This window comes from Amycolatopsis halotolerans (genome assembly GCF_042647905.1).
In the GTDB taxonomy this organism is placed as follows: Bacteria; Actinomycetota; Actinomycetes; order Mycobacteriales; family Pseudonocardiaceae; genus Amycolatopsis; species Amycolatopsis halotolerans.
The window spans coordinates 72,657-98,117 of sequence record NZ_JBHRWI010000051.1; the positions used below are offsets into that span (position 1 = coordinate 72,657).

18 protein-coding genes are annotated in these 25,461 nt (G+C 70.1%); 14 read left to right on the top strand and 4 right to left on the bottom strand.

Going from position 1 to position 25,461, the window contains the following annotated elements:
• Positions 1 to 401: 401 nt before the first annotated feature.
• Positions 402 to 608 (top strand): hypothetical protein, encoded by a 207-nt coding sequence (locus tag ACFORO_RS35485; RefSeq protein WP_377869770.1) that lies wholly within the window; start codon positions 402 to 404, stop codon positions 606 to 608.
• A gap of 260 nt (positions 609 to 868) precedes the next feature.
• Here the strand turns inward: ACFORO_RS35485 and ACFORO_RS35490 are convergent, their stop codons facing one another.
• Positions 869 to 1,357: a hypothetical protein gene (locus ACFORO_RS35490; protein ID WP_377869771.1), complete on the bottom strand. Its 489-nt coding sequence runs from the start codon at positions 1,355 to 1,357 to the stop codon at positions 869 to 871.
• 183 nt (positions 1,358 to 1,540) lie between these two features.
• Between ACFORO_RS35490 and ACFORO_RS35495 the strand changes: the two genes are divergently transcribed.
• From ACFORO_RS35495 to ACFORO_RS35505, 3 genes are all read left to right on the top strand, one after another.
• Positions 1,541 to 2,212, top strand: coding sequence for a GntR family transcriptional regulator (locus ACFORO_RS35495; RefSeq protein WP_354750754.1), 672 nt, complete (start codon positions 1,541 to 1,543; stop codon positions 2,210 to 2,212).
• Positions 2,213 to 2,275: 63 nt separating this feature from the next.
• Positions 2,276 to 3,688, top strand: a complete 1,413-nt coding sequence (locus tag ACFORO_RS35500) for an aldehyde dehydrogenase family protein (protein WP_377869772.1) — start codon at positions 2,276 to 2,278, stop codon at positions 3,686 to 3,688.
• Positions 3,689 to 3,711: 23 nt separating this feature from the next.
• Positions 3,712 to 4,794: an alcohol dehydrogenase catalytic domain-containing protein gene (locus ACFORO_RS35505; protein ID WP_377869773.1), complete on the top strand. Its 1,083-nt coding sequence runs from the start codon at positions 3,712 to 3,714 to the stop codon at positions 4,792 to 4,794.
• A 40-nt stretch (positions 4,795 to 4,834) separates the two neighbouring features.
• Here the strand turns inward: ACFORO_RS35505 and ACFORO_RS35510 are convergent, their stop codons facing one another.
• Positions 4,835 to 7,108 (bottom strand): transketolase-like TK C-terminal-containing protein, encoded by a 2,274-nt coding sequence (locus ACFORO_RS35510; RefSeq protein WP_446681594.1) that lies wholly within the window; start codon positions 7,106 to 7,108, stop codon positions 4,835 to 4,837.
• 175 nt (positions 7,109 to 7,283) lie between these two features.
• On the opposite strand from ACFORO_RS35510, the gene ACFORO_RS35515 reads away from it, so the two are divergent.
• Positions 7,284 to 7,763 (top strand): Lrp/AsnC family transcriptional regulator, encoded by a 480-nt coding sequence (locus tag ACFORO_RS35515; RefSeq protein ID WP_354750750.1) that lies wholly within the window; start codon positions 7,284 to 7,286, stop codon positions 7,761 to 7,763.
• Positions 7,764 to 7,766: 3 nt separating this feature from the next.
• Here ACFORO_RS35515 and ACFORO_RS35520 read toward each other — a convergent pair whose 3' ends face one another.
• The gene (locus tag ACFORO_RS35520) at positions 7,767 to 8,060 is read right to left on the bottom strand and encodes a DUF3040 domain-containing protein (protein ID WP_377869775.1); all 294 of its coding nucleotides are present in this window, start codon (positions 8,058 to 8,060) and stop codon (positions 7,767 to 7,769) included.
• A gap of 152 nt (positions 8,061 to 8,212) precedes the next feature.
• On the opposite strand from ACFORO_RS35520, the gene ACFORO_RS35525 reads away from it, so the two are divergent.
• From ACFORO_RS35525 to treZ, 5 genes are all read left to right on the top strand, one after another.
• Entirely contained in the window at positions 8,213 to 9,067 is an 855-nt protein-coding gene (locus tag ACFORO_RS35525; protein ID WP_377869776.1) for an LLM class F420-dependent oxidoreductase, read from the top strand.
• Positions 9,068 to 9,465: 398 nt separating this feature from the next.
• Complete coding sequence (gene malQ / locus ACFORO_RS35530; RefSeq protein WP_377869777.1) at positions 9,466 to 11,406, top strand: 4-alpha-glucanotransferase; 1,941 nt, start codon at positions 9,466 to 9,468, stop codon at positions 11,404 to 11,406.
• Between the two features lie 54 nt (positions 11,407 to 11,460).
• Positions 11,461 to 13,587: a glycogen debranching protein GlgX gene (gene glgX, locus ACFORO_RS35535; protein ID WP_377869778.1), complete on the top strand. Its 2,127-nt coding sequence runs from the start codon at positions 11,461 to 11,463 to the stop codon at positions 13,585 to 13,587.
• On the top strand, positions 13,584 to 15,860 hold the full coding sequence (gene treY / locus ACFORO_RS35540; RefSeq protein WP_377869779.1) for a malto-oligosyltrehalose synthase: 2,277 nt from the start codon (positions 13,584 to 13,586) through the stop codon (positions 15,858 to 15,860). The genes glgX (ACFORO_RS35535) and treY overlap by 4 nt, the downstream gene beginning before the upstream one ends.
• Entirely contained in the window at positions 15,857 to 17,566 is a 1,710-nt protein-coding gene (gene treZ, locus ACFORO_RS35545) for a malto-oligosyltrehalose trehalohydrolase (protein WP_377869838.1), read from the top strand. The genes treY and treZ overlap by 4 nt, the downstream gene beginning before the upstream one ends.
• On the opposite strand, the gene ACFORO_RS35550 is transcribed toward treZ, so the two are convergent.
• Positions 17,556 to 18,536 carry a helix-turn-helix transcriptional regulator gene (locus tag ACFORO_RS35550; protein ID WP_377869780.1) on the bottom strand — a complete coding sequence of 327 codons (981 nt, stop codon included), beginning with the start codon at positions 18,534 to 18,536 and terminating at the stop codon, positions 17,556 to 17,558. The genes treZ and ACFORO_RS35550 overlap by 11 nt on opposite strands.
• Before the next feature lie 63 nt (positions 18,537 to 18,599).
• Here ACFORO_RS35550 and ACFORO_RS35555 point away from each other — a divergent pair, with 63 nt between their 5' ends.
• The 4 genes from ACFORO_RS35555 (at position 18,600) to treS (ending at position 25,460) form a co-directional block, all read left to right on the top strand.
• Positions 18,600 to 19,025 (top strand): nuclear transport factor 2 family protein, encoded by a 426-nt coding sequence (locus ACFORO_RS35555; RefSeq protein ID WP_377869781.1) that lies wholly within the window; start codon positions 18,600 to 18,602, stop codon positions 19,023 to 19,025.
• Positions 19,026 to 19,128: 103 nt separating this feature from the next.
• The gene (gene glgX / locus ACFORO_RS35560) at positions 19,129 to 21,273 is read left to right on the top strand and encodes a glycogen debranching protein GlgX (protein ID WP_377869782.1); all 2,145 of its coding nucleotides are present in this window, start codon (positions 19,129 to 19,131) and stop codon (positions 21,271 to 21,273) included.
• A 325-nt stretch (positions 21,274 to 21,598) separates the two neighbouring features.
• Complete coding sequence (locus tag ACFORO_RS35565) at positions 21,599 to 23,578, top strand: alpha-1,4-glucan--maltose-1-phosphate maltosyltransferase (RefSeq protein ID WP_377869783.1); 1,980 nt, start codon at positions 21,599 to 21,601, stop codon at positions 23,576 to 23,578.
• 88 nt (positions 23,579 to 23,666) lie between these two features.
• Positions 23,667 to 25,460, top strand: a complete 1,794-nt coding sequence (gene treS, locus ACFORO_RS35570; protein WP_377869784.1) for a maltose alpha-D-glucosyltransferase — start codon at positions 23,667 to 23,669, stop codon at positions 25,458 to 25,460.
• Position 25,461 lies beyond the last annotated feature (1 nt).

The following is a 25,461-nucleotide window of genomic DNA, read 5'->3' on the forward strand; positions in this document are numbered from 1 at the left end:
GCTGTGTCCGGCCGGGTTGGCGATCGTCCATGCGGCGGCGCGGTCGATTCGCCTGGTGTGGCCCCGGCTGCGATTCGTGCTGGGCCGCGGCCTTGGCCAAGTTGTGCCCGGCCCCCGGGTTGGCGGTCGTTCGTGTGGCGGGGTGATCGATTCGCCTGGTGTGGCCGGGCCGCGGGCGCTCGGCCACGGCCTTGCCCAATCGGTGGCGTGGCCCTCCGGCAGGGGTTGGCCATCCGGCCGGATGGCCAACCCCTCGAAATGGATGCATGACCGGCTCGGTCACGACGTCGCCGGTTGAGTCGGCGATGGCCAGATGCGGCCCTCGCCGTCGGTGCTGTTCCCGAGCCGGGTTGCCGACCGGTCCGCGTTGCCTGCCGGTTCGCCTTGCCGACGAGGCCGGGTTGCCGACCACCCGCCTCGGCGACCGGTCCACGCTGGCGACCACTCGCCTCGGCGACCGCCCCGCGCTGGCGACCGGCCGCGCTGGCGACCGCTCGCGTCGGCGGCTGTCCGCGTCGGCGACTGTCCGCGTCGGCGACTGTCCGCGTCGGCGACTGTCCGCGTTGGCGGAGCGGTTTGCCCGGTCGGCGGCACCGTTTCGGCGCTGAGGCACCGATGTCACGACGAGATCCGGCTCGGCGTCGACGCGGCACACCGGTGCCGAGCGCGTGACCACGGTGTCGTCCCCCGGGGGACGACAACCGCGCCCTAGCGGGATCGCGTCGACAGCGTCGAGACCGCTACCGAGTCACCAGGGTCTGCGCAACAGCGTCGAACCGACAACCGCGACCGCCAGACCGACCTAGCCGGGCACCACCGCCGAACCGGATCGGGTCACCCTGGTGCCGCGGATCTTTTCTGGCATCGGCTACTCACCCGCCGCGGGAGTGTGCGTGACCAGCAAGGTCACGCCTGCTTCGCCGTCGCAGTCGACCATGACCGGACCGACTCCGTTGCCGACCTTCGTGGTGACTTTCGCTGTTGCCTTGAAAGCGTCCGGGTTCGCGTCGACGATCTTGACGTCCTTGAGGATCTGGTGACCCGGGAATCCGCCGATCACCTTCTTCAGGCCCTTGCCTCCGCCGCAGTTGCCGGTGAGCGTGATGTCTCCGCCGGGGGCGGCCGGGTTCGGGTCGATCTTCACGATCGCGCGGGCTCCCTCCGGCGGCTGCTCGGCGGGCGGCTGAGCGGCAACAGCGGCAGGTGCGGCAGGAGCGGCGGCAGCGACGGGCGCAACCGGATGATCGCCGGTGGCCGCCGCGGCGACTCCGATCGTTCCGCCGGTGATGACGGCCGCCGCGAGTGCCGTGCCTACGACCAGGCGGCCGTGGCGCAGAACTGAAGACTTCACTGACATTCCGTTTCCCTCCCTCGAAGTGTCCATTGAGGACACTCTGCGGTACACCCCGGTGCATGGGGTTCGTCCGGATAGTCGAGGCGACCCCCGCCGCAGGTTCTCACCGGAGCAAAAAGTGACCGGGGTCACATTCGCAGGCAAGGGCTACGATAGCGGGAAATCGAACGCTGGCGGGGAGTTTTCGTGACAGTGGCCGGAGAAGCGCGCGAACGGCTGAGCCCGCGGGTCGCCAAACAGGTGCGCGATCTGATCCTGACCGGCGCGGTCCGCGGCGGCGAGCGGCTGCGGACGGAGCATCTGGCCGAGCGCCTCGGCGTCAGTGCCACCCCGGTCCGCGAGGCGTTGATGGCGCTCGCGGGCGAGGGCATGGTGGATTTCCGTCCAGGGCGCGGATTCCGGGTGATCCCGGTGACGCGCCGCGACGTCGTGGACGTCTACGCGATGCAGGCCTACGTCTCCGGCGAGCTGGCGGCGCGCGCGGCGGAGGCCTTCGATCCGGCGGGGCTGGCGCGGCTGGACGACCTCCAGCGCGAGATCGGGAAAACCGTCCGCGACGGCGACCTCGACGCGACCGAACGGGCCGATTTCGCGTTGCACCGCATGGTCAATCACGCCGCCGCCTCGCCCAAGTTCACCTGGATGCTGTCCTTGACGCTCCGGTACGTGCCGTTCTCGGCGTATGCGGACATTCCCGGCTGGCCGATCCTCGCGCGCGACGACCACGATCGGGTGCTCGCGGCCCTGAACGAGCGCAAGCCGGACGCGGCGCGGGAGGCGATGGCGGCGCACATCCGCGAGGCGGGGGACCTGCTGGTCGACTTCCTTGCGGCACAGGGCGTCCTCGCGGCGCACTAGACAGCCGGAGCGTTTTCTATAGAATCCGCCGAGAGGGAGAGAACCCAGATCGAAGGAGACTCGGTGGCTGAGCGCGACGTGCTGTACCTCGGCGGCGAATGGGTCCGCTCGGACTCCGAAGCCACGATCCCGGTGGAAAACCCGGCCACCGAGCAGGTCCAGGCGCACATCCCGGAGGGCACGGCCGCCGACGTCGACCGGGCGGTCCGGGTGGCGCGCGAGGCGTTTCCGGCTTGGGCCGAAACCACGCGAGCGGAACGCGCGGAGCTGCTGCGCAAACTCCTCGACGGGCTGGCGAAACGAGCCAACGAGATCGGCGAGACGATCGCGAAAGACGTCGGCACGCCGTTGCGGATCGCGACCCGGATCCAGGCCGCGCTGCCGCAGACCGACGTGAAGACGTACGTCGATCTGCTCGGCCAGGACGAGCCGGAGGAGAAGGTCGGCAACTCGCTGATCGTGCGCGAACCTGCGGGCGTCGTCGCGGCGATCACGCCGTGGAATTACCCGCTGCACCAGATCACCTGCAAGATCGCGCCGGCGCTGGCGGCGGGCTGCACGGTCGTCGTCAAGCCGAGCGAGGTCGCGCCGTTGAGCGCGTACCAGTTGTTCGACGCGATCCACGACGCCGGTTTTCCGCCTGGTGTGGTCAATCTGGTCACCGGATACGGGCCGGTGGTGGGCGAGGCGCTGGCGACGCATCCGGAGGTCGACATCGTGTCGTTCACCGGTTCGGTGCGTGCCGGCACCCGGGTGGCTGAGCTGGCGGCACGCACGGTCAAGCGCGTCACGCTGGAGCTGGGCGGCAAGTCCGCCAACGTGATCCTCGACGACGCGGACCTGGCGACGGCCGTCAAAGTCGGCGTCTCCAACGCGTTCCTCAACGGCGGCCAGACCTGCACGGCGTGGACGCGCATGCTCGTCCCGCGCGAGAAGCACGACGAAGCGGTAGCGCTCGCGAAGACGTTCGCCGAGGGGTTCACGACGGGCGATCCGTTGGACCCCAAGACAAAACTCGGCCCGCTTGTCTCGGCAGCACAGCGCGACCGGGTGCGCGGTTACATCGAGAAGGGCATCGCCGAGGGCGCGACTCTGGTGACTGGTGGTACTGAAGCTCCTGCCGACACAGGCTACTTCGTAGCACCGACAGTTTTCGCGGGCGTGGACCCGGATTCGACGATCGCGCAGGAGGAGATCTTCGGCCCGGTGCTGTCGATCATCCCGTTCGACGACGAGGAAGACGCGCTGCGCATCGCGAACAACTCCCGTTACGGCCTGCACGGCGCGGTGTGGTCGGCCGACCAGGACCGCGCGCTGGTTTTCGCGCGCAAGGTCCGGACCGGGCAGATCGACGTGAACGGCGGGGCTTTCAACCCGCTCGCCCCGTTCGGCGGCTACAAGCAGTCCGGTCTCGGCCGCGAGATGGGCCGGGCCGCGCTCGACGAGTTCACCGAGCTCAAATCCATCCAGCTCTAGCACGACCCGAAGGAGAAGACACCGTGGTCAAAGCCGTGGTTGTGCGCGAGCAGGGCGGCCGTCCGGAGGTGTGCGACATCGTGCTGCCGCCGGTCGGGCCCGACGACGTGCGGGTGCGGATCGCGGCCGCCGGGGTGTGCCATTCCGATCTGTCCATGGTGGACGGAACGCTGCGCCCGCAGTACCCGTTCGTGCCGGGGCACGAGGCCTCCGGCGTCGTGGCCGAGGTCGGCAATGAGGTCACGCACGTGCGGCCGGGGGACCGGGTGGTGCTCAACTGGGCCGCCGCGTGCCGGGAATGCTGGTTCTGCCTGGCCGGAGAACCCTGGCTGTGCTCGGCGATCGAGGGCGTCACCACGTTGCCGCGCGGAGAGTTGGACGGCGGGCCGCTCAACGTGCTGCTGGGCGTCGGCGGGTTCGCCGAGGAAACCGTGGTACCCGGGCGATCCGTCGTGCCGCTGCCGGACGGCGTTCCGCTCGATCTGGCCGCGTTGATGGGCTGCGCGGTGCTGACCGGGGTCGGCGCGGTGCGCAACACGGCGAAAGTCCGAAAAGGACAGAGCGTGCTCGTGCTCGGTCTCGGCGGGATCGGGCTGTGCGTGGTGCTCGGAGCGAAACTCGCGGGAGCCGGGCAGATCATCGCGGCCGATCTGTCGCCGGAGAAGGAAGCGCTCGCCCGCGCGGCCGGTGCGACGGATTTCCTGGTGAGCGACGAAAAACTCGCCAAACAGGTGCGCGGGCTGACCGACGGTCGCGGCGCGGACTACGCCTTCGAATGCGTCGGCGCGGCGACGACGATCCGCACGGCGTGGAGTTCGGTGCGCCGCGGCGGGCACTGCACGGTGGTCGGCGTCGGGCGGAAGGACCAGCAGGTCGTGCTGAACCCGCTGGAGATCTTCCACTTCGCCCGCACGCTCACCAGCACCGTCTACGGCGCTTCCGACCCGGACGTCGACATCCCGGTTCTCGCCGACGAGGTCCGTTCGGGTGCGCTGAACTTGGAAACCCTGGTGACGCACCGGATTTCGCTCGACGAGGTGGGCGAGGCGTTCGACCGGATGCGGCAAGGGCAGGGCGCCCGCTCGCTGATCCGGATCGGGGACTGAAGGACCGGCCGGGACCGCACCAAGTCCCGGCCGCCTTCGATCAGTCCGCCACGTCCAGCGCCGCCTGAATAATGCTGTCCGTATCGATGCCGTGATGCCGGTACACGCTCTCCAGATCCCCGGACTGCCCGAACCGCGTCACGCCCAGATGCGACGCCCGCACACGGTGGACATTCGCCAGGAACGCCAGCGTGTGCGGATGCCCGTCCAGGACCGTCACCATCGGCGCGGACCGTTCGGACGGCAGCGCCGACTCCAGGATCCACGTCTCAGCCGTGTCCTGCCCCGCCCTCGCCTGCACAGCGCGGAACAGCAGGCCGGGGCTCGTCACGCACACCACATCGGCGTGCTTGCCCAGCGCGTCCAGCCGGTCGGCGGCCTCCAGCGCCTCGGTGACCATCGCGCCCATCGTCACCAGCGTGACGTCCGGGCGCGCCACCGCGGCGGTGCGGATCGGATACGCGCCCGCCACGACCTGGCGGCGGCGGCGTTCCCGCGCGGCCGGATCGGTCGGCACCGCGGCGAGGCTTTGGTCCACTGGACGGGTGGACAGGCGCAGGTAGGCGGAAGTTCCGTCGGGACGCCCGAGCCGCGACAAGGAAGCCAGCAGGGTCCACTCGACGTCCAAGGCGAAAGCCGGTTCGTACGTCACGCAACCAGGCTGTTCGAGCCCGACCGAAGGCGTGGTCACCGACTGGTGCGCACCGCCCTCGGGCGCGAGCGTGACGCCGGACGGCGTACCGACCAAAATGGACTGTCCGCCGCCGTAGATGCCGAACGACCACGGTTCCAGCGCGCGCTCCACGAAGGGGTCGTAAAGCACGCCGATCGGCAGCAGCGGACGGCCCCAGCGCGACCACGTGGTGCCGAGTTCGCCGAGCGCGCTCACCAGGTTCACCTCGGCGATGCCCAGCTCCAGATGCTGTCCGCTGGGCCGCTCGCGCCAGTGCAGGATCGTTTCGGGGTCGTCGGCGAACCAGTCGACGCGTTCCTGCGGCGACCACACGCCGACCTTGTTGACCCAGCCGCCGAGGTTGGTGCTGGACGAGACGTCCGGGCACAGCGTCACGACGAGTTCCGCGGCTTCGGGCGCCTCGCGGGTCAGGTCGAGCAGCGCGCGGCCGAGCGCGGCCTGTGTCGTCGTGCGGCCGGACGGCGTGCGGCCGATGTCGGACGGCAGCGCCGGAACCGGTTGCAGTGAAACGGTTTCCCGCTCCAGGCGAGTGGCCGTCGAAGCGCACAGCTCGGCGGCGGCAGAACCCTCGGGGAACTTCTGCCACGGGTTGTCGAGCGAGATTCCGACCCGCGAGGCCAGCGAACCCAGCTGCTCGGCGGTCAGCAGCGACGAGTGGTTCTGCGGATGTCCCTCGCTGGCGAGACCGAATCCCTTGACGGTGTAAGCGAAAACGACGGTCGGCCGGTGGTCCTCGATCGCGTCGAAAGTGTCCAGCAGCGCGGGGAGGTCGTGGCCGCCGAGGTTGCGGATCGCGGCGTGCAGCGTGTCGTCGTCGACAGTGTCCAGCAGCGTAGCCAGCTCCGGCGTCGTCAGGCGTTCGCGCAGCTGCGCCGGGGTGCAGCGGATGAGCCGCTGGTACTCCGGGTTGGACATCTCGTCGATCCGCGCCCGCAGCGCTGAGCCGCCCGGGCGCTCGAACAGATCCTGCAGCAGCCGGCCGTACTTCACGGTCAGCACCTGCCAGCCGGCCGCCTCGAACATGCCCTGCAGCCGGGTCGCGCCGATGTTCGGCACCACGCGGTCGAGCGACTGGCGGTTCAGGTCGACGATCCACACGACCTCGCCCAGTTCGGCGACGTTCGGGTCGAGGATCGCCTCCCAGCACGCGCCCTCGTCCAGTTCCGCGTCGCCGACCAGCGAGTACTGCCGTCCGGTGCCCGCGCCGCCGCCGTGCGACTCGACGTAGCGCCGCGCCAGCGCGCCCCAGATCGGGGCGGTCGCGCCGATGCCGACCGAACCGGTGGAGTAGTCGACGCGGTCCGGGTCCTTCGAGCGCGACGGGTAGCTCTGCAGGCCGCCGAACTCGCGCAGCGTCGTCAGGTACTTCTCGTCGAGGTCGCCGAGCAGGTAGTTGATCGCGTGCAGCACGGGGGAGGCGTGCGGCTTGACCGAAACCCGGTCCCGCGCGCGCAGCCGGGCGAACCACAGCGCGGTCATGATCGACACCATCGAGGCGCTGGACGCCTGGTGCCCGCCGACCTTGAGCCCGGTCGGATTGGGCCGGACGCGGTTCGCGTGGTCGATGATCGCGGTCGACAGCCACAGCACCCGGTCCTGCACCTCGCGCAGGACGGTCACCGTGTCGTTGTCCGGAAGGCGTTCGGGGGCGGCGCTGCTCACGACGGATCGGACCTTTCTTGGGCGGAAAGTTCAGGACAGTCCAGCAGAGCTGGGTAGGGTGCACAACAAGCGCGTTCAACATTGCGCAGAACGCCCAAGACAGCACCTCGCGGTGCGGAGAGGACTGCGCAGCATGCCCAGCACTCAACGGCTCGACGCCACCGACGCCCGGATCCTGCTCGCGCTCGGCCGCAACCCGCGGGCCACCGCCGTCGCGCTCGCCGACGAACTGGGCCTGTCCCGCAACACCGTGCAAAGCCGGCTCGCCCGCCTCGAACAAGGCGACGCGCTGCGCTCGGCCGAACACCGGATCGACCCGGCCGCGCTCGGCTACCCGCTCACCGCGTTCGTGACGGTGCAAGCGCGGCAACGGTTGCTGGACGAGGTCGGCCGCGCGCTCGCCGCGGTGCCGGAAGTGCTGCAGGTGCGCGGATTGACCGGGGCGCAGGACCTGCTGGTGCACGTCGTCGCGACGGACGCGGACGATTTGTACCGGATCGCCGGGGAGATCCTGGAAATCCCCGGCGTCGAGCGCACCAACAACGCGCTCGTCATGCGCGAGATGGTGCCTTACCGGCTCACTCCGCTGCTCGAACGCGCTGCCCAACGCTGAAAATCACGGCTGGTCGTCGGCCGCGCGCTCGCGGCCGCGCTGCAGCATGGCCCGGTGCGCCCACACCAGCAGCGGCGCGGCCAGCAGGCCCCACAGGAACCAGCCGGTGTCCCCGGCCATGAGGCCGAAGACCAGCATCAACAGGACTGTCGCCTCGGCGAGCACGAGGATTTTCTGCCACCGCCGGGACTGCGCGGGCAGCACGCCTTGGCTCAGGGTCGCGGCGAACACGGGGTCGCTCGCGGCGAGTTCCTCTTCGATCTTCCGCAGGGCGCTGCGGTCGCGATGGGGCAGCATGATCCCCTCCTCGGGCAGGACGGGCCGGTGATCGCTCAAGTACCAGTGGAATACCCGGTCCACGCTGCCGTCAAGCCCGGGTTTCACCAGGAATGATCGCGCGGGGCCGGAGGCCGTTGCAAACTGAAACACGTTCTAATAACGTGCCGGGGGTGAGATACGGGATCGTGTTGTTCACCAGCGACCGGGGCATCTCCCCGGCGGCGGCCGCACAGGCCGCGGAAGAGGCCGGATTCGCGACGTTCTACGTGCCCGAGCACACCCACATCCCGATCCGGCGCGACGCCCCGCATCCCCGGACCGGCGACTCCTCGCTTCCGGACGACCGCTATCTGCGCACGCTCGACCCGTGGGTCGCGCTGGCCAGCGCGGTGCCGGTGACCTCGACGATCCGGCTGGCGACCGCGGTGGCGCTGCCGGTGGAGAGCGATCCGATCACGCTCGCCAAGACCGTCGCGACGCTGGACCACCTGTCCGGCGGCCGGGTCACGCTCGGCGTCGGGTTCGGCTGGAACACCGACGAGCTCGCCGACCACGGCGTGCCCGGGAAGCGGCGGCGCACCGCGCTGCGCGAGTACCTCGAGGCGATGCGCGCGCTGTGGACCGAGGAAGAGGCGAGCTACTCCGGCGAGTTCGTGGAGTTCGGGCCGAGCTGGGCGTGGCCGAAACCGGCGCAGCCCAAGGTGCCGGTGGTCGTCGGCGCGGGCGGGAACGAGCGCACGTTCCGCTGGATCGCGCGGCACAGCGACGGCTGGCTGACCACGCCCGCCGAGGGCGACATCACCGAGAAAGTCGCGCAGTTGCGCGAAATCTGGCGCGAGGAAGGCCGCGAAGGCGAGCCGGAAGTGATCGCGCTCGGCCCGCGCCCGGATCCGGAGGGGCTGGCGAAGCTCGAGGAGGCAGGCGTCACCGAGGTCGTGTTCGGGCTCCCGGACCGCTCGGCGGGCGAGGTCGAGGCGTGGCTGGACCGGCTCGCCGGGAAGCTCGGGCAGCTGGCCGGAGCCTGACGGCGTCCACTTCGGACCGCGCTGCCTTGGGCTTGAGCCGTGTGCCTGCTGACCGTTTGCTGAGGTCCGTGAGGGGAACCCTGCGGGAATCTGAGTCCCTCAGGGTTCCCCTCACGGACAGCAAATCCGCGCCGAGCCGCCATTGTGGGACCGCGCTACCTCCGTTGGTATGGACCTGCGCGCTGGAAGAGCGAAAAGCGCCTGAACGGGTGAACTCAGCCGTCGCGCGTCATTCCTGAGGCGGCCTTCCCTCTTGTTTCGTGTGGCGGTGACCGGCCGGCACGCCCCCCGACCGGCCGGTCACCGCTTCGCCCGTCTGCGGCGGCGAGGCGAATGGCGCCGCGCGGCACTGCCCGGGAGACTGGTCCGGTGCGCATTCCCGTTCCCCGGACCGAAACGTGACCCCCGAACTGGCCGAACTGGCCGCTGCCCACGGCGTCGCCACCCGCTACGAAAACGCCGACCAAGTCGAAGTACAGGTCGACCCAGACGTTGTGATCGCCGTATTGGCGCAGCTTGACGTCGATGCCGGTAGTCCACAAGCAATTCAGCGAGAATTGGCCGCGGTGCGGGAAGCCCGTGCCTCGCAAGCGTTGCCGCCGACTGTCGTGGTGCGCGCCGGGCAAGGACGCGAACTCGGCCGACCCGCCACTGTCGAACTCGAAGACGGCACAGCGCGTGACGTCGGCGCCACACTTCCGGCTGACCTTCCGCTGGGCTGGCACGAAATCGTGACCGCGGAGCAACGGGTTTCGCTGGCTGTCGTCCCGGATCGGCTGCCCGCGGTGCCGCCCGCGTGGGGCTGGATGCTCCAGCTCTACGCGCTGCATTCCGAGCGGTCGTGGGGAATGGGCGATTTCGGCGATCTCGCCGAAATGGCGTCCCGGTCGGCCGCCGAACTGGGCGCGGGCGTGCTGCTCGTCAACCCGGTGCAGGCGCCCGTCCTGGCGCATCCGGTCGAACGGTCGCCGTATTCGCCGTCCAGCCGCCGGTTCGCGAACCCGCTGTACCTGCGGGTCGCCGACACCGAGGCGTTCGCCCGCGCCGACGAAGACACCCGGCGGCAGGTGCGGGCGCTCGCACCGGATCCGATCGGCGAGCTGATCGACTACGACGCCGTGTGGACCGCCAAACGCGCCGCGCTGGAACTGCTGCGCCCGCACCACCCGCACCCGGTCGACCTGGACGGCGACCTTCGCGATTTCGCCGCCTTCGGCGCGCTCGCCGAGGTGCACGGCAGCGACTGGCGCGAGTGGCCCGAGCCGTTGCGCGATCCCGGCAGCGCCGAAACGGCCGCCGCGCGCGAGGAGCTGGCCGAGCGGATCGAGTTCCACGGCTGGCTTCAGCAGCTCTGTCACGAGCAGCTCGACAACGTCCGCCGCGCCGCGCGTGCGGCGGGAATGCCGGTCGGCGTCGTGCACGACCTGCCGGTCGGGGTGCATCCCGGCGGTGCCGACACCTGGGCACTGCGGAACGTGTTCGCCGCGCGGGTGCGGGTCGGGGCGCCGCCGGACGCGTTCAACCAGCAGGGCCAGGACTGGAATCTGCCGCCGTGGCGGCCGGATCGGCTCGCCGAAGCCGGATACGCGCCGTTCCGCGACGTCGTGCGCGGAGTGTTGCGGCACGCCGACGGCATTCGCGTGGACCACGTCGCCGGAATGTGGCGGCTGTGGTGGATTCCGCCGGGCGAACCGGCCGGTCGCGGCACGTACGTGCACTACGACGCCGAAGCGATGCTCGGGGTGCTCGCGCTGGAAGCGCATCGCGCGGGCGCGGTCGTGGTGGGGGAGGACCTCGGCACCGTCGAGGACACCGTCACCGAAACCATGCACGAACGCGGTCTGCTCAGCTCCGCCGTGCTGTGGTTCCAGCGCGACTGGGACGCGCCCGGCAAGCCGTTCGTCCGCCCGGACCGCTGGGATCCGGACGCGATGGCCAGCATTTCGACGCACGACCTGCCGACGGTGTCCGGCTGGCTCGACGCCGAGCACGTCCGGGTCCGCGCCGGGCTCGGCCAGCTCGACCGTCCGGTGGAGCAGGAGTACGCCGAAGCGGCGGCCGAGCGGACGGCGTTGCTCGAACTGGTTGCCAGCGAAGGAATTCCGGACGACGACTTGGTGGTCGCCTTGCACACGCTGCTCGCTTCGGCGGCGTCGCGGCTGGTGCTGACCGCGCCGGCGGACGTCGTCGGCGAACGGCACCAGCCGAATTTGCCGGGCACGGTGGATGAGTACCCTAACTGGCGCATCCCGCTTCCCGTCACTGTCGACGGGTTCTTCGCCGACCCGCGGGTGCGGGCGGCCCTCGCCCCGCTCGCCGCGGCCCGCCCGCTGCGCTGAACCGCTCGAAAAGCCCGTCCGGACACCGAAAACCGATGCCCAAGGAGAAGCCCTGTGCGGCCCTGGCCCGGAAAGCCCTACCCGCTCGGCGCGACCTACGACGGCGTGGGGACGAACTTCGCGCTGTTCTCCGAGGTCGCCGAGCACGTCGATCTCTGCCTGTTCGACGACGAGGGCAACGAAACCCGCTCGCGGCTGGAGGAGGTCGACGGCTTCGTCCACCACGGCTACCTGCTCGGCGTCGGACCCGGGCAGCGGTACGGATTCCGCGTGCACGGGCCGTACGACCCGAGCCGCGGCCAGCGCTGCAACCCGAGCAAGCTGCTGATCGACCCGTACGCCAAGGCGTTGTCGCGCGGCGTCGACTGGACTGAAGCGCTGTTCAGCTACCGCTTCGACGACCCGGAGCAGCTCAACGAGGACGACTCCGCCGGCCACGTGCCGTATTCGCTGGTGGTCAGCCCGTTCTTCGACTGGGCCAACGACCGCGCGCCTCGGGTGCCGTACCACGAAACGGTCATTTACGAGACGCACGTGCGCGGCATGACGATGACGCATCCGTTCGTGCCCGAGCGACTGCGCGGCACGTACGCCGGGCTGGCGCACCCGGCGATCGTGGAGCACCTGCAGAAACTCGGCGTGACCACCGTGGAGCTCATGCCGGTGCACCAGTTCGTCACCGACCACGGTCTCGACGAAAAAGGCCTGCGCAACTACTGGGGTTACAACACGATCGGGTACTTCGCGCCGCACGACGGGTACGCCGCGATGCAGGGCCAGGGCGGGCAGGTGCAGGAGTTCAAGGGCATGGTCCGCGCCCTGCACGAGGCGGGCATCGAAGTGATCCTCGACGTGGTTTACAACCACACCGCCGAGGGAAACCACCTCGGCCCGACGTTGTCCATGCGCGGCATCGACAACGAGGCGTACTACCGCCTGGTCGAGGACGATCCGCAGTACTACATGGACTACACCGGCACCGGGAACTCGCTCAACGTGCGCAGCCCGCACACGCTGCAGCTGATCATGGATTCGCTGCGGTACTGGGTGACCGAGATGCACGTGGACGGCTTCCGGTTCGACCTCGCCTCCGCGCTGGCCCGCGAGTTCTACGACGTCGACCGGCTGTCGACGTTCTTCGACCTCGTGCAGCAGGACCCGATCGTGAGCCAGGTGAAGCTGATCGCCGAACCGTGGGACGTCGGGCCCGGCGGCTACCAGGTCGGCAACTTCCCGCCGCTGTGGACGGAGTGGAACGGGCAGTACCGCGACACTGTCCGCGACTTCTGGCGCGGCGAACCGTCCACGCTGGGTGAGTTCGCGTCGCGCATCACCGGTTCGTCGGACCTGTACCAGGACGACGGCCGCCGTCCGTTCGCGTCGATCAACTTCGTCACCGCGCACGACGGTTTCACGCTCACCGACCTGGTGTCCTACAACGAAAAGCACAACGAGGCCAACGGCGAGGACAACCGCGACGGCGCGGACGACAACCGCTCGTGGAACTGCGGCGTCGAGGGCCCGACCGACGACGAGGAGGTGCTCGCGCTGCGCGACCAGCAGCGACGGAACCTGCTCGCCACGCTGCTGCTGTCGCAAGGCGTGCCGATGCTGCTGCACGGCGACGAACTCGGCCGCACCCAGCAGGGCAACAACAACGCCTACTGCCAGGACACCGAACTGTCCTGGATGGACTGGGAACTCGCCACCGAGAACGCGGACCTGGTCGCGTTCACCGGCGCGCTCGCCGCGTTCCGCAAGGCGCATCCCGTGTTCCGCCGCCGCCGGTTCTTCCAGGGCAAACCGGTGCGCAAGGGAGAAGAACTGGGCGACATCGCCTGGTTCACTCCCGCGGGCGAGGAGATGACCGAGCAGAACTGGGACGACGCGTTCGGCAAATCGGTGGTGATTTTCCTGAACGGGGAAGGGATTCCGGACCTCGACCCGCGCGGGATGCCGGTGGCGGACGACTCGTTCCTGCTGGCGTTCAACGCGCACTGGGAGGACATCGCGATGACCTTGCCGGGCAACGGCTACGGTCGCGAGTGGACAGTCGTGGTCGACACCGAGACCGGTGCGGTGGGGAAGACGGACGTCGAACCGGTCGAAGGCGGCGGCAAGTTCACGCTCGGCGCGCGTTCGCTGGTCGTGTTGCAGCGCACCGCGAAGGAGGGCGAATGAGCACGCCGTCCTCGACGTACCGGGTGCAGTTGCGGCCGGAGTTCGGCTTCGCCGAGGTCGCCGGGATCGTGGATTACCTGCGCGGTTTGGGCATCGGCGCGTTGTACGGCTCGCCGATGCTCGACGCGACGCCCGGGTCCACGCACGGCTACGACGTCACCGATCCGACGCGTGCCCGGGGCGAATTGGGCGGCGAAGAAGCGCGAAAGGCGTTGTCGGCGCGGCTGAAAGACGCCGGGCTCGGATTCGTGGTGGACATCGTGCCGAACCACATGTCCGTCGAGGTGCCGAAGGCGAACCAGTGGTGGTGGGACGTGCTGCGGAACGGCCAGGATTCGCCGTACGCCGCGTTCTTCGACATCGACTGGCATCGGGGTCGGCTGCTGCTTCCGGTGCTCGGCGACGACAACGACGAGCTTGCTGTCGAGGGTGACGAGCTGGTCTATTACGACCACCGGTTCCCGATCGCGCCCGGCACCGGCGACGGCACGCCGCGAGAGGTGCACGCGCGCCAGCATTACGAGCTGGTCGGCTGGCGGCGCGGCAACCGGGAGCTGAACTACCGGCGGTTCTTCGACATCACGAACCTGGCCGCGGTCACCGTGGAGCGGCCGGAGGTGTTCGCCGAGACGCACGGCGAGGTGCTGCGCTGGGTGTCCGACGGCGACGTCACCGGCCTGCGCGTGGACCATCCGGACGGGCTCGCCGACCCGGGCGGGTACTTCCGGCGGCTCCGCGAGGGCGCGCCCGGTGCGTGGCTGGTGGCCGAGAAGATCCTGCATCCCGGCGAGGCGCTGCCGCAGAGCTGGCCGGTCGACGGGACCACCGGATACGACGCGCTGCGCGAGATCACCGGCGTGTTCGTGGACCCGGCCGCCGCGTCGGTGTTCACCCGGCTCGCCGCCGAACAGGGCGTGCGCACCGACTACCACGCGGTCGAGGAACGCGCGCGGCGCTTGGTGACCGACGGCATCCTGGTCGCCGAGGTGCACCGGATCGCCGCGTTGCTCCAAGGCGTGGACGCCGACGCGGCCCGAGCTGCCGTCGCTGAGGTGATGATCGCTTTCCCGGTTTACCGTTCTTATCTCCCGGAAGGTTCCGGGCACTGGGCGACGGCCGTCGCGCGGGCGCGCAAGCGGCGGCCCGAACTGGCCCCGGCGCTCGACGCGCTCGACAGCCAGGTGCGCGGCGCGCCGGCCTGCGAGCTGGCGACGCGGATCCAGCAGACGTCCGGCATGGTCGTCGCGAAGGGCACCGAGGACACCACGTTCTACCGGTTCACCCGGTTCGCCGCACTGAACGAGGTCGGCGGGAACCCGGACCGATTCGGCTTGAGCACCGGGGAATTCCACACGCTGGCCGCGGGCCGGGCGGCTGCGGCTCCGGCCACGATGACCACGCTGACGACTCACGACACGAAGCGCTCCGAGGACACGCGGGCGCGGATGGCCGCGCTGTCGGAGGTCGCGGACGAGTTCGCGGTCGCGGTCCGGCGGTGGACCGCCGCGCGCGGGATCGACGAGCCCGCGCTGAATCTCCTTGCGTGGCAGACGCTTGTGGGCGCGTGGCCGATCTCGCCGGAGCGGCTGCGCGACTACCTCGACAAGGCCGCGAAGGAAGCGAAACTCCGCACCTCCTGGACGGACCACGACGAGGACTTCGAGCGCTCCGTCGCCGAGTGGCCGTCAGCCGTGCTCGGCGACGCTGACTTGGCGGCGGATGTCGAATCGTTCGTCAAACGGGTGCGCGGCGCGGGCTGGGCGAACTCGCTGGGGCAGAAGCTGGTGCAGCTGGCCGGACCCGGCGTGCCGGACGTGTACCAGGGCACCGAGCTCTGGGACTACTCGCTGGTCGATCCGGACAACCGCCGCGAGGTCGACTTTGCCGTCCGCCGCTCCCTGCTCGAACGGATCCAGGCAGGCGAAACCCCCGAGATCGACGAGACCGGTGCGGCAAAGCTCTTGGTGGTGCACCACGCGCTGACGCTGCGCCGCGACCGGCCGGAACTCTTCACCGGATACCGGCCGCTGCAGGCCGAAGGCGTTGCCGCGGAACACCTCCTGGCCTTCGAACGCGGAGCTGGCCTGACCGTGGCAGTCACCCGGCTACCCGTGGGACTGCACCGCGCGGGCGGCTGGCGCGACACCGCTCTGCCGCTGCGCGCCGGAGAATGGACTGACGTGCTGACCGGCCGTGGGGTAGGCGACGCACCGCAAGCTTCGGCGTTGTTCGAGCAGTACCCAGTCGCGCTTCTGGTACGAGAGGACTCCTGATGTTCCGCGTGTGGGCCCCGTCCGCCGAGCGCGTCCGCGTCCGCGTGGACGGCACCGACCACGAGATGACCGCCGCCGCCGACGGCTGGTGGCAGGCCGACGTCACCGGCACCGACTACGCCTTCCTCCTCGGCGACGACGACCGTCCGCTGCCGGACCCGCGCTCGCTCCGCCAGCCGCACGGCGTCCACGAAGCCTCACGCGTCTACGACCATTCCGCCTTCGAGTGGACCGACCAGCCGTGGACCGGACGGCAGCTGCCCGGCGGCGTGGTCTACGAACTGCACGTCGGCACCTTCACCGAGGCAGGCACGTTCGACGCGGTCATCGACCGGCTCGGGCACCTCGCCGACCTCGGCGTCACGCATGTCGAACTGCTGCCGGTGAACTCCTTCGACGGCACCGCGGGCTGGGGTTACGACGGCGTCCTGTGGGGCGCGGCGCACGAACCGTACGGCGGTCCCGACGGGCTGAAACGCCTGGTCGACGCCTGCCACGCACGCGGGCTCGCGGTGGTGCTCGACGTCGTCTACAACCACCTCGGCCCGTCCGGCGCCTACCTCGACCGGTTCGGCCCGTACTTCGCCGGCCGCACCGACTGGGGCGCCGGCCTGAACCTCGACGGCCCCGGTTCCGACGAAGTCCGCCGCTACGTCCTCGACAACGCCCTGGGCTGGCTGCGCGACTTCCACCTCGACGGCCTGCGCTTGGACGCCGTGCACGCGCTGGTCGACAAACGCGCGGTGCACCTGCTGGAAGAACTCGCCACCGAGGTCGAGGCGCTGTCCGCGGCCCTGAACCGCCCGCTGACGCTGATCGCCGAGTCCGACCAGAACGACCCGAAGCTCGTCACCACCCGTGACGCCGGCGGCTACGGCCTGCACGCGCAGTGGTCCGACGACCTGCACCACGCGCTGCACGTGCGGCTCACCGGCGAAACCACCGGCTACTACACCGATTTCGCCGAGCCCGGCGCGTTGGCCAAGACCCTGCGGGAGGCCTTCTTCCACGCGGGCACCTGGTCGTCGTTCCGCTCCCGCACGCACGGCCGCCCGCTCGACCGGCGCGTCGCCCCCGGCCACCGGTTCCTGGCCTACCTGCAGGACCACGACCAGATCGGCAACCGCGCGACCGGGGACCGGCTGTCCGCGACAGTCTCGCCCGGACTGCTGGCCTGCGGCGCCGCGGTGGTGTTCTGCTCGCCGTTCACGCCGATGCTGTTCATGGGCGAGGAATGGGCCGCGGAGACGCCGTGGCAGTTCTTCGCGTCGTTCCCGGACCCGGAACTGGCCGAGGCCGTCCGCACCGGCCGCCGCCGCGAGTTCGCCCGCCACGGCTGGGGAGAAACGGACGTCCCGGACCCGATGGACCCGGCCACGGCCGCCCGCTCGCGGCTCGACTGGACCGAGCCGGGCAAACCGGGGCACCGGGAGATCCTCGGCCTGTACCGGACGCTGATCCGCCTCCGCCGCTCGTACCCGGAGCTGACCGATCCCCGGCTGGACCGGGTCGTCGCGGAGACCCCGCCGGACGATTCGTGGCTGATCCTGCACCGGGGCGGACTGCGCCTGGCGTGCAACTTCGCGGCGAAGCCGGTCGAGCTTCCGGTGGCGGGGGAAGTGCTGGCCTCGTGGGGGAATCCCGCGGTGGGCGGCGAGGCGACGGTGTTGCCCGCGGAGTCGTTCGTGTTGGTCGCTACTCGCTGACCTCGGCGTAGCGGCGGAGCATCGACGTCAGCGCCTCGGCCAGCCGGTCGCGAAGCCCTTGCGGCGCAACGACTTCCGCCAACGGTCCGAGTCGCAACAGATCGTGGACGGCTTGTTCGGGGTGCTCAACGGGAACGACCACCCGAATCCACCCGTCCGCTTCGACAATCCCGCTCTCCAACGCAGCACGTGCAATGGCAGGCTCGGCGAGCTGAGGCAGGAGCCGCATTCCCTCCGGCGACAGTCGCAGCACCGCCTCGCCCCGGTGCCGTCGCGAGTCGAAGTCATCGAGGTAGTCCTGCCAGTAACCGCCCAGATCGAAATCCTCAACCCGGTCGAAGGTCTCGTCGAGCAGCGCCGCCTCCACGATCCGCGCCACCCGGTAAGTCCGGAACTCCCCGGATCGCCGGGCCACCAGGTACCAGTGCCCGGCCTTGAGCACCACGCCGTACGGCTCGACCACCCGCGTCGCTTCGTGAGGCGCGGCCCAGCGCTGATACCGGATCCGGACACGGCGCTGCTGCCACACCGCGTCCGAGACAGTCGGCAACTGCGGCGTGGCTTCCGCGTCGTGATACCAGGACGCCGCGTCCAGATGGAACCGCTGGCGGACCCGGTCGGCGTGGGACCGCAGCTCGGCGGGCAGCGCGGCCAGCAGTTTGCGCTCCGTGGTCGCTACGACCGGCCCCAGGCCGAGTCCGGAGGCCGCGGCGGGCAGGCCGGTGAGGAACAGAGCCTCGGCTTCCTGCCTGGTCAGGCCGGTCAGCTGGGTGCGGTACCCGTCGACCAGGCGGTACCCGCCGTCGTGGCCGGGTTCGCCGTACACCGGGATCCCGGCCGCGCTCAACGCCTCGATGTCGCGGTAGATCGTCCGCGGGGTGACCTCCAGCCGCGCGGCCAGGTCGTCCGCGGTCCTCGGCTGCCGGGCCTGCAGCAGCAACAGGATGGAGACGAGACGGCTCGCACGCATGGGCCTAGCATGCCTCGGTCCACTGACAAAAGATGTCAGCAGACCTTGGTTAGCGTCCGGGCCATGAATGAAACCAAAGCGGTCGTCGACGAGTTCCTGCGCCGGACCGCGGCAGGGGACACCCCAGAAAGGATCGCGGAGCTCTACGCGGAGACCGTCGACTGGCGGGTGAGCTGGCCGGTGCCGCGGCATCCCGCCGTGCCGTGGATCCGTCCCCGGTCCACCCGGGCCGACGTCGCGGACCACTACCGGACTTTCGCGGCCGTCTGCGTGCCCGAAGCAGGCGAAGTGCGGCTCGACGAGATCATCGTCGACGGCCCGGTCGCGGTCCTCTTCGGAGCCAGCTTTCAGCAGGTCAAGTCGACCGGTAAGCGGTTCGCGATGACCTTCGCGCTCAGGTTGGCCGTCCAGGACGGGCGGATCGCGAAGCACCACATGTACGAGGACAGCCTCGCCGTCGAGGCCGCTTTCGGGGCGCGCCCGGCCTGACTCCTGCCTGGGACGCCATCGGCCCAGGTCATCACCCCTATCCCGGGCAAGTTCAGCCAAGCGCCGGAGCCCGCCGCCGCCCCGGGTTTGAAAAGATCGGCCCATGGCACAGCGACCCGCAACCGACAACCAGGTCCTCGCCGGACGTCCGTTTCCGCTCGGCGCCCACCCGGAGGCGGGCGGCGTCCGGTTCGCGGTGACGTCCGCCGTCGCCGACGCGGTGGAGGTGTGCCTCGTCGGGGACGACGGCTCCGAGCGGCGGATCGAGCTGACCGAACGCACGTTCGGCGTCTGGCACGGCCTCGTCCCGGGTGTCACGGTCGGTCAGCGCTACGGCTACCGCGTGCACGGTCCGTACGACCCGGGGCGCGGCTACCGCTGCAACCCGGCCAAGCTCCTCGTCGACCCGTACGCGCGCCGGATCGACGGCAGGCTCGCCGGGCTGCACGCCGCGCAGGGCTTCACCGGCGACCCCGAGCGCGGTCCGATGTCCACTGTGGACTCATTGGGCGCCGTGCCGCTGTCGGTGGTCACCTCGCCGGGCGGACAGGACACCGGGGTCAAACCCGAGGTGCCGTTCGAGGAGTCGGTGATCTGCGAACTGCACGTGAAGGGCTTCACCCAGCAGCATCCGTTCATCCCGGAGGCGCTGCGCGGCACGTACCTCGGCCTCGCGCACCCGGTCGCGATCGAGCACCTGACCCGGCTCGGCGTCACGACCGTCGAGTTGCTGCCGGTGCACGCCTTCGCCGACGAGCCCGCGCTGATCCGCTCGGGACGGCACAACTACTGGGGCTACTCGCCGCTGGGCTACTTCGCGCCGCACGCCGGGTACGCGAGCGAGCCGGGCCGCGAGGTCGAGGAATTCCGCACGATGGTGGCGGCCCTGCACGCGGCAGGCATCGAGGTGCTGCTTGACGTCGTCTTCAACCACACCTGCGAAGGCGGCCCGGACGGCCCGACGCTCTCGCTGCGCGGCCTCGACGCCCCGGCTTACTACCTGCACACCCGCCGCGGGCACATGGCCGACCTCACCGGCTGCGGCAACACCCTCGACGCCGGTTCGCCGACGGTCGTCCGCCTGGTCACCGATTCGCTGCGGTACTGGACGCAGGAGATGGGCGTCGACGGATTCCGCTTCGACCTGGCGAGCACGCTCGGCCGCCCGCGCGGCGAGATGTTCGACCGCGAGTCCACGATGCTCACCGCGATCACGACCGACCCGGTCCTGTCGCGCTGCAAGCTGATCGCCGAACCGTGGGACGCGACCGGCGAGGGCTACCGCGTCGGCGACTTCGGCGCGCAGTGGGCCGAGTGGAACGGCCGCTACCGGGACACCGTCCGCGATTTCTGGCGCGGCGCGACCGGCGTCCGCGACCTCGCCTACCGGCTGTCCGGCTCGTCCGATCTGTACGACCACAACCTGCGCCGTCCGTGGCAGTCGATCAACTTCGTCACCGCGCACGACGGCTTCACGCTGCGGGACCTGGTGTCCTACAACGAAAAGCACAACGAGGCCAACGGCGAGGACAACCGCGACGGCACGAACGACAACCGGTCGTGGAACCACGGCGCGGAGGGCGGGACCGACGACGCGGCGATCGTCGCGCTGCGCACCCGCCAGGCCCGCAACCTGTTCGCGACGCTGCTGCTGTCCACCGGCACGCCGATGTTCACCGCGGGCGACGAGATGTGGCGGACCCAGCAGGGCAACAACAACGCCTACTGCCTCGACGACGAAACGTCGTGGGTCGACTGGACGCCGACCGAGGCCTCGGAGCCGATGCTCGAGTTCGCCCGCCGCCTGATCCGGCTGCGCGCGCACAGCCCGGCGCTGCGGCAGCCGGAGTTCTTCGAGGGCCGCACGACGGTCACCGGCAAACCCGACCTCGTGTGGTTCCGTCCGGACGGCGAGGAGTTCGACGAGATCGACTGGTTCGACGAGGACCGCCGCACGCTCTGCATGTGGATCGACGGGTCGAACAGCCAGGCGCGCAACCGCGAGGGCGCGCTCGTCACCGACCATTCGTGGCTGCTGGTGCTGCACGCGGGCGCGGAACCGGCCGAGATCGTGCTGCCCGGACCGGAGTACGGCGAGACCTTCAAGCCCACATTGGACACCAGCACCGCCGACGGCACTCCGGCCAATCCCGGCGTGCTCGAGCCGAAGGCGCGGATCACGGTCGAGGCGCGGTCGCTGCTGTTGCTGCGCGCGCCGCGGGACACAGTCGAGATCCCGCAACTGTAGGTCGGCCGAGGTCCGTGAAGGACTCCTTGAGGGAATCAGATTCCCTCAAGGAGTCCTTCACGGACCTGTCGCCGGGTGGTACTGGCGGGTAATCACCGGAACGTGGCGGGCGATTGTTAACGCAATTCGGCGCTCGTGTTGCGGGCGGGAGACGGGAATGCGTCGGGGAGTTCCGCCGAATGGGCGCGTTTCGCCCGACCGGGTGGCGGGAATTTCCGAAAAAGGCCCCGCTGTCAACGGCTTTGGAGGAATCAGGCACACTGACCGTGCTCGCGGAGGCACACTCCGACCACACTCCCACCCACCGTGAAAAAGGGGCATTGCCATGACCGGCAGGCTCGGGATCGACGACGTCGCACCCATTGTCAGCTGCGGCCGATATCCGGCCAAAGCCGTTGCAGGCGAACATTTCCCCGTCACGGCCACGGTCTGGCGGGAGGGCCACGACGCGGTCGCCGCGACGGTCGCCTGGCGCGGTCCGGGCGACCGCGCCGCGCGCCAGACGCGGATGGCCGAGCGGGGCCGGGGGCTCGACCGGTTCGGCGCGGTGATCGTGCCCGACGCCGAGGGCATGTGGACCTACCGCGTCGACGCGTGGAGCGATCCGTGGGCCACCTGGGAGCACGCGGTCGAGGTGAAGATCGCCGCCGGGCAGGGGCCGGGGGAGCTGGCCAACGACCTGGAGAGCGGGGCGCTGCTGCTCGACCGGGTGTCGCGCCGCCCCGAGCGCCGGGCCGAGCGCCCGCTGCTCGCCGGGGCCGCGGCCGCGCTGCGCGACGACGAACGCGACCTCGCCGAGCGCGTCGGCCCGGCGCTGTCGCCCGAGGTCCGCCAGCTCATGCACGATTTCCCGGTGCGCGAGCTGATCACCAAGGGCCGCGTGCTGAAGCTGTGGGTCGACCGCAAACGCGCCGCTTTCGGTTCCTGGTACGAATTCTTCCCCCGTTCCACCGGCGGCGTCGACGCGCAGGGGCGCGCGGTGCACGGCACCTTCGCCACCGCCGAGCGCGAGCTGGACCGCGTCGCGGGCATGGGTTTCGACGTCGTCTACCTGCCGCCCGTGCACCCCGTCGGCCGGGTGAACCGCAAGGGCCCCAACAACACTCTCGACGCGACGCCGGACGACGTCGGCTCGCCGTGGGCCATCGGCGCGGACGAAGGCGGGCACGACGCGATCCACCCGGAGCTCGGCACCATCGAGGACTTCGACTCCTTTACCGCCCGCGCGGACGAACTCGGCCTCGAGGTCGCGCTCGACCTCGCGCTGCAGGCCGCGCCCGATCACCCGTGGGTGGTCAAGTACCCGGAGTTCTTCACCACCCGCCCGGACGGCACCATCGCCTACGCGGAGAACCCGCCCAAGAAGTACCAGGACATCTACCCGGTCAACTTCGACAACGACCCGCGCGGCATCTACGACGAGGTGCTGCGCGTCGTGCTGCACTGGGTGTCGCACGGGGTGCGGATCTTCCGGGTCGACAACCCGCACACCAAGCCGCCGGACTTCTGGGCGTGGCTGATCCAGTCGGTGAAGGACGCGCATCCGGACGTGCTGTTCCTCGCCGAGGCGTTCACCCGCCCGGCCCGGCTGTGGGGGCTGGCGAAGCTCGGCTTCACCCAGAGCTACACGTATTTCACCTGGCGCACCACGAAAGAAGAGCTGACCGAGTTCGGCACGGACCTCGTCGAGCACTGGGACCACGGACGGCCGAACCTCTTCGTGAACACTCCGGACATCCTGCACGAATCGCTGCAGCACGGCGGTCCGGGCATGTTCGCGCTGCGCGCCGCGCTCGCCGCGACGATGTCGCCGACCTGGGGCGTGTACTCCGGCTACGAGCTGTTCGAATCCGAGGCGGTGCGGCCGGGCAGCGAGGAGTACCTCGACTCGGAGAAGTACCAGCTGCGCCCGCGCGATTTCGCCCGCGCGCTCGCCGAAGGCCGTTCGCTGGAACCGTGGCTGACCCGGCTCAACGCCGTCCGCCGCGCGCACCCGGCGCTGCAGGGCATGCGGTCGCTGCGCTTCCACCACGTCGACAGCGAAGCGCTGCTGGCCTACTCCAAACAGGACCCGGCGACGGGCGACACGGTCGTCACGGTGGTGAACCTCGACCCGCACGGAGCGCACGAGGGCACGCTCTGGCTCGACCTGCCCTCCCTCGGCTTCGACTGGTCGGAGCGGCTCATCGCGCACGACGAGGTCACCGGGGAGACGTGGGACTGGGGCCAGGCGAACTTCGTCCGGCTCGAACCGTGGCGGGCGGTCGCGCACATCGTGGCGCTGCGCCGCAGGCTCGCGGCCTGAACTCCGCACCAGATCTTCGCGAGTGGTTATCCCGGCTCGGTTCGGGATAACCACTATTCAGCACAGGCACTCAGGACAAGGTGGAACGATGGACGAAGACAGCCGGCCCGGCGCCGCGGCGGGACTGGCGGACGTGCCGCACACGGGGGAGGCGGTGACGGCCGACGGCTTGCTGGTCGAGCCGCAGGCGGACGACTTCGCGCACGCGCACGCGGCGCCGAAGGACCCGGAATGGTTCAAGAGCGCGGTGTTCTACGAGGTGCTGGTGCGCGCGTTCGCCGATTCGAACGGCGACGGCACCGGCGACCTGCGCGGGCTGGCGGGCAGGCTCGACTACCTCGAATGGCTCGGGGTGGACTGCCTGTGGCTGCCGCCCTTCTACGCCTCGCCGCTGCGCGACGGCGGCTACGACATCAGCGATTTCCGTGCCGTGCTGCCGGAATTCGGCAGCGTCGAGGACTTCGTGTACCTGCTCGACGAGGCGCACCGGCGCGGCATCCGGGTGATCACCGACCTGGTGCTGAACCACACGTCGGACGCGCACCCGTGGTTCCAGCAGTCGCGCTCGGACCCGGACGGCCCGTACGGCGACTACTACGTGTGGAGCGACGACGACTCCCGCTACGCGGACGCGCGGATCATCTTCGTCGACACCGAAACGTCGAACTGGACCTACGACCCGGTGCGCGGCCAGTTCTACTGGCACCGGTTCTTCACCCACCAGCCGGACCTGAACTACGAGAACCCGGCCGTGCAGGACGCGATGATCGACGTGCTGCGGTTCTGGCTCGACATCGGCATCGACGGCTTCCGGCTCGACGCCGTGCCGTACCTGTTCGAAGAGGAAGGCACCAACTGCGAGAACCTGCCGCGCACGCACGATTTCCTCAAGCGCTGCCGGAAGGTCGTCGACGACGAGTACCCCGGCCGGGTCCTGCTGGCCGAGGCGAACCAGTGGCCGACCGACGTGGTCGAGTACTTCGGCGACGCGGAGTCCGGCGGCGACGAATGCCACATGGCGTTCCACTTCCCGCTGATGCCGCGGATCTTCATGGCGGTGCGCCGGGAGTCGCGGTTCCCGATCTCGGAGATCCTGCTGCAGACGCCGCAGATCCCGTCCGGCACGCAGTGGGGCATCTTCCTGCGCAACCACGACGAGCTCACGCTCGAGATGGTCAGCGACGAAGAGCGCGACTACATGTACTCCGAGTACGCCAAGGACCCGCGGATGAAGGCCAACATCGGCATCCGCCGCCGGCTGGCCCCGCTGCTGGACAACGACCGCGACCAGCAGGAGCTGTTCACCGCGCTGCTGCTGTCGCTGCCCGGGTCGCCGGTGCTCTACTACGGCGACGAGATCGGCATGGGCGACAACATCTGGCTCGGCGACCGCGACGCCGTCCGCACCCCGATGCAGTGGACCCCGGACCGCAACGCCGGGTTCTCCACCTGCGACCCCGGCCGCATCTACCTGCCCGTGATCATGGACCCGGTATACGGGCACCAAGCGCTCAACGTCGAGGCGCAGGCCGACAACGCGTCGTCGCTGCTGAACTGGACGCGCCGGATGATCGAGGTGCGTAAGCAGCACCACGCGTTCGGCCAGGGCGATTTCACCGACCTCGGCGGCTCCAACCCGAGCGTGCTCGCCTACCAGCGCCGGTGGCTGCGCCCGGACGGCCGCGCGGACGTCGTGCTGTGCGTCAACAACCTGTCCCGGTTCCCGCAGCCGGTGGAGCTGGACCTGTCCGCGCACCAGGGCGCGACGCCCGTCGAGCTGACCGGCGGGGTGCGCTTCCCGGACATCGGCGAGCTGCCGTACCTGCTCACGCTGCCCGGCCACGGGTTCTACTGGTTCCAGCTGCTCGAGCCGGAAGAATGAG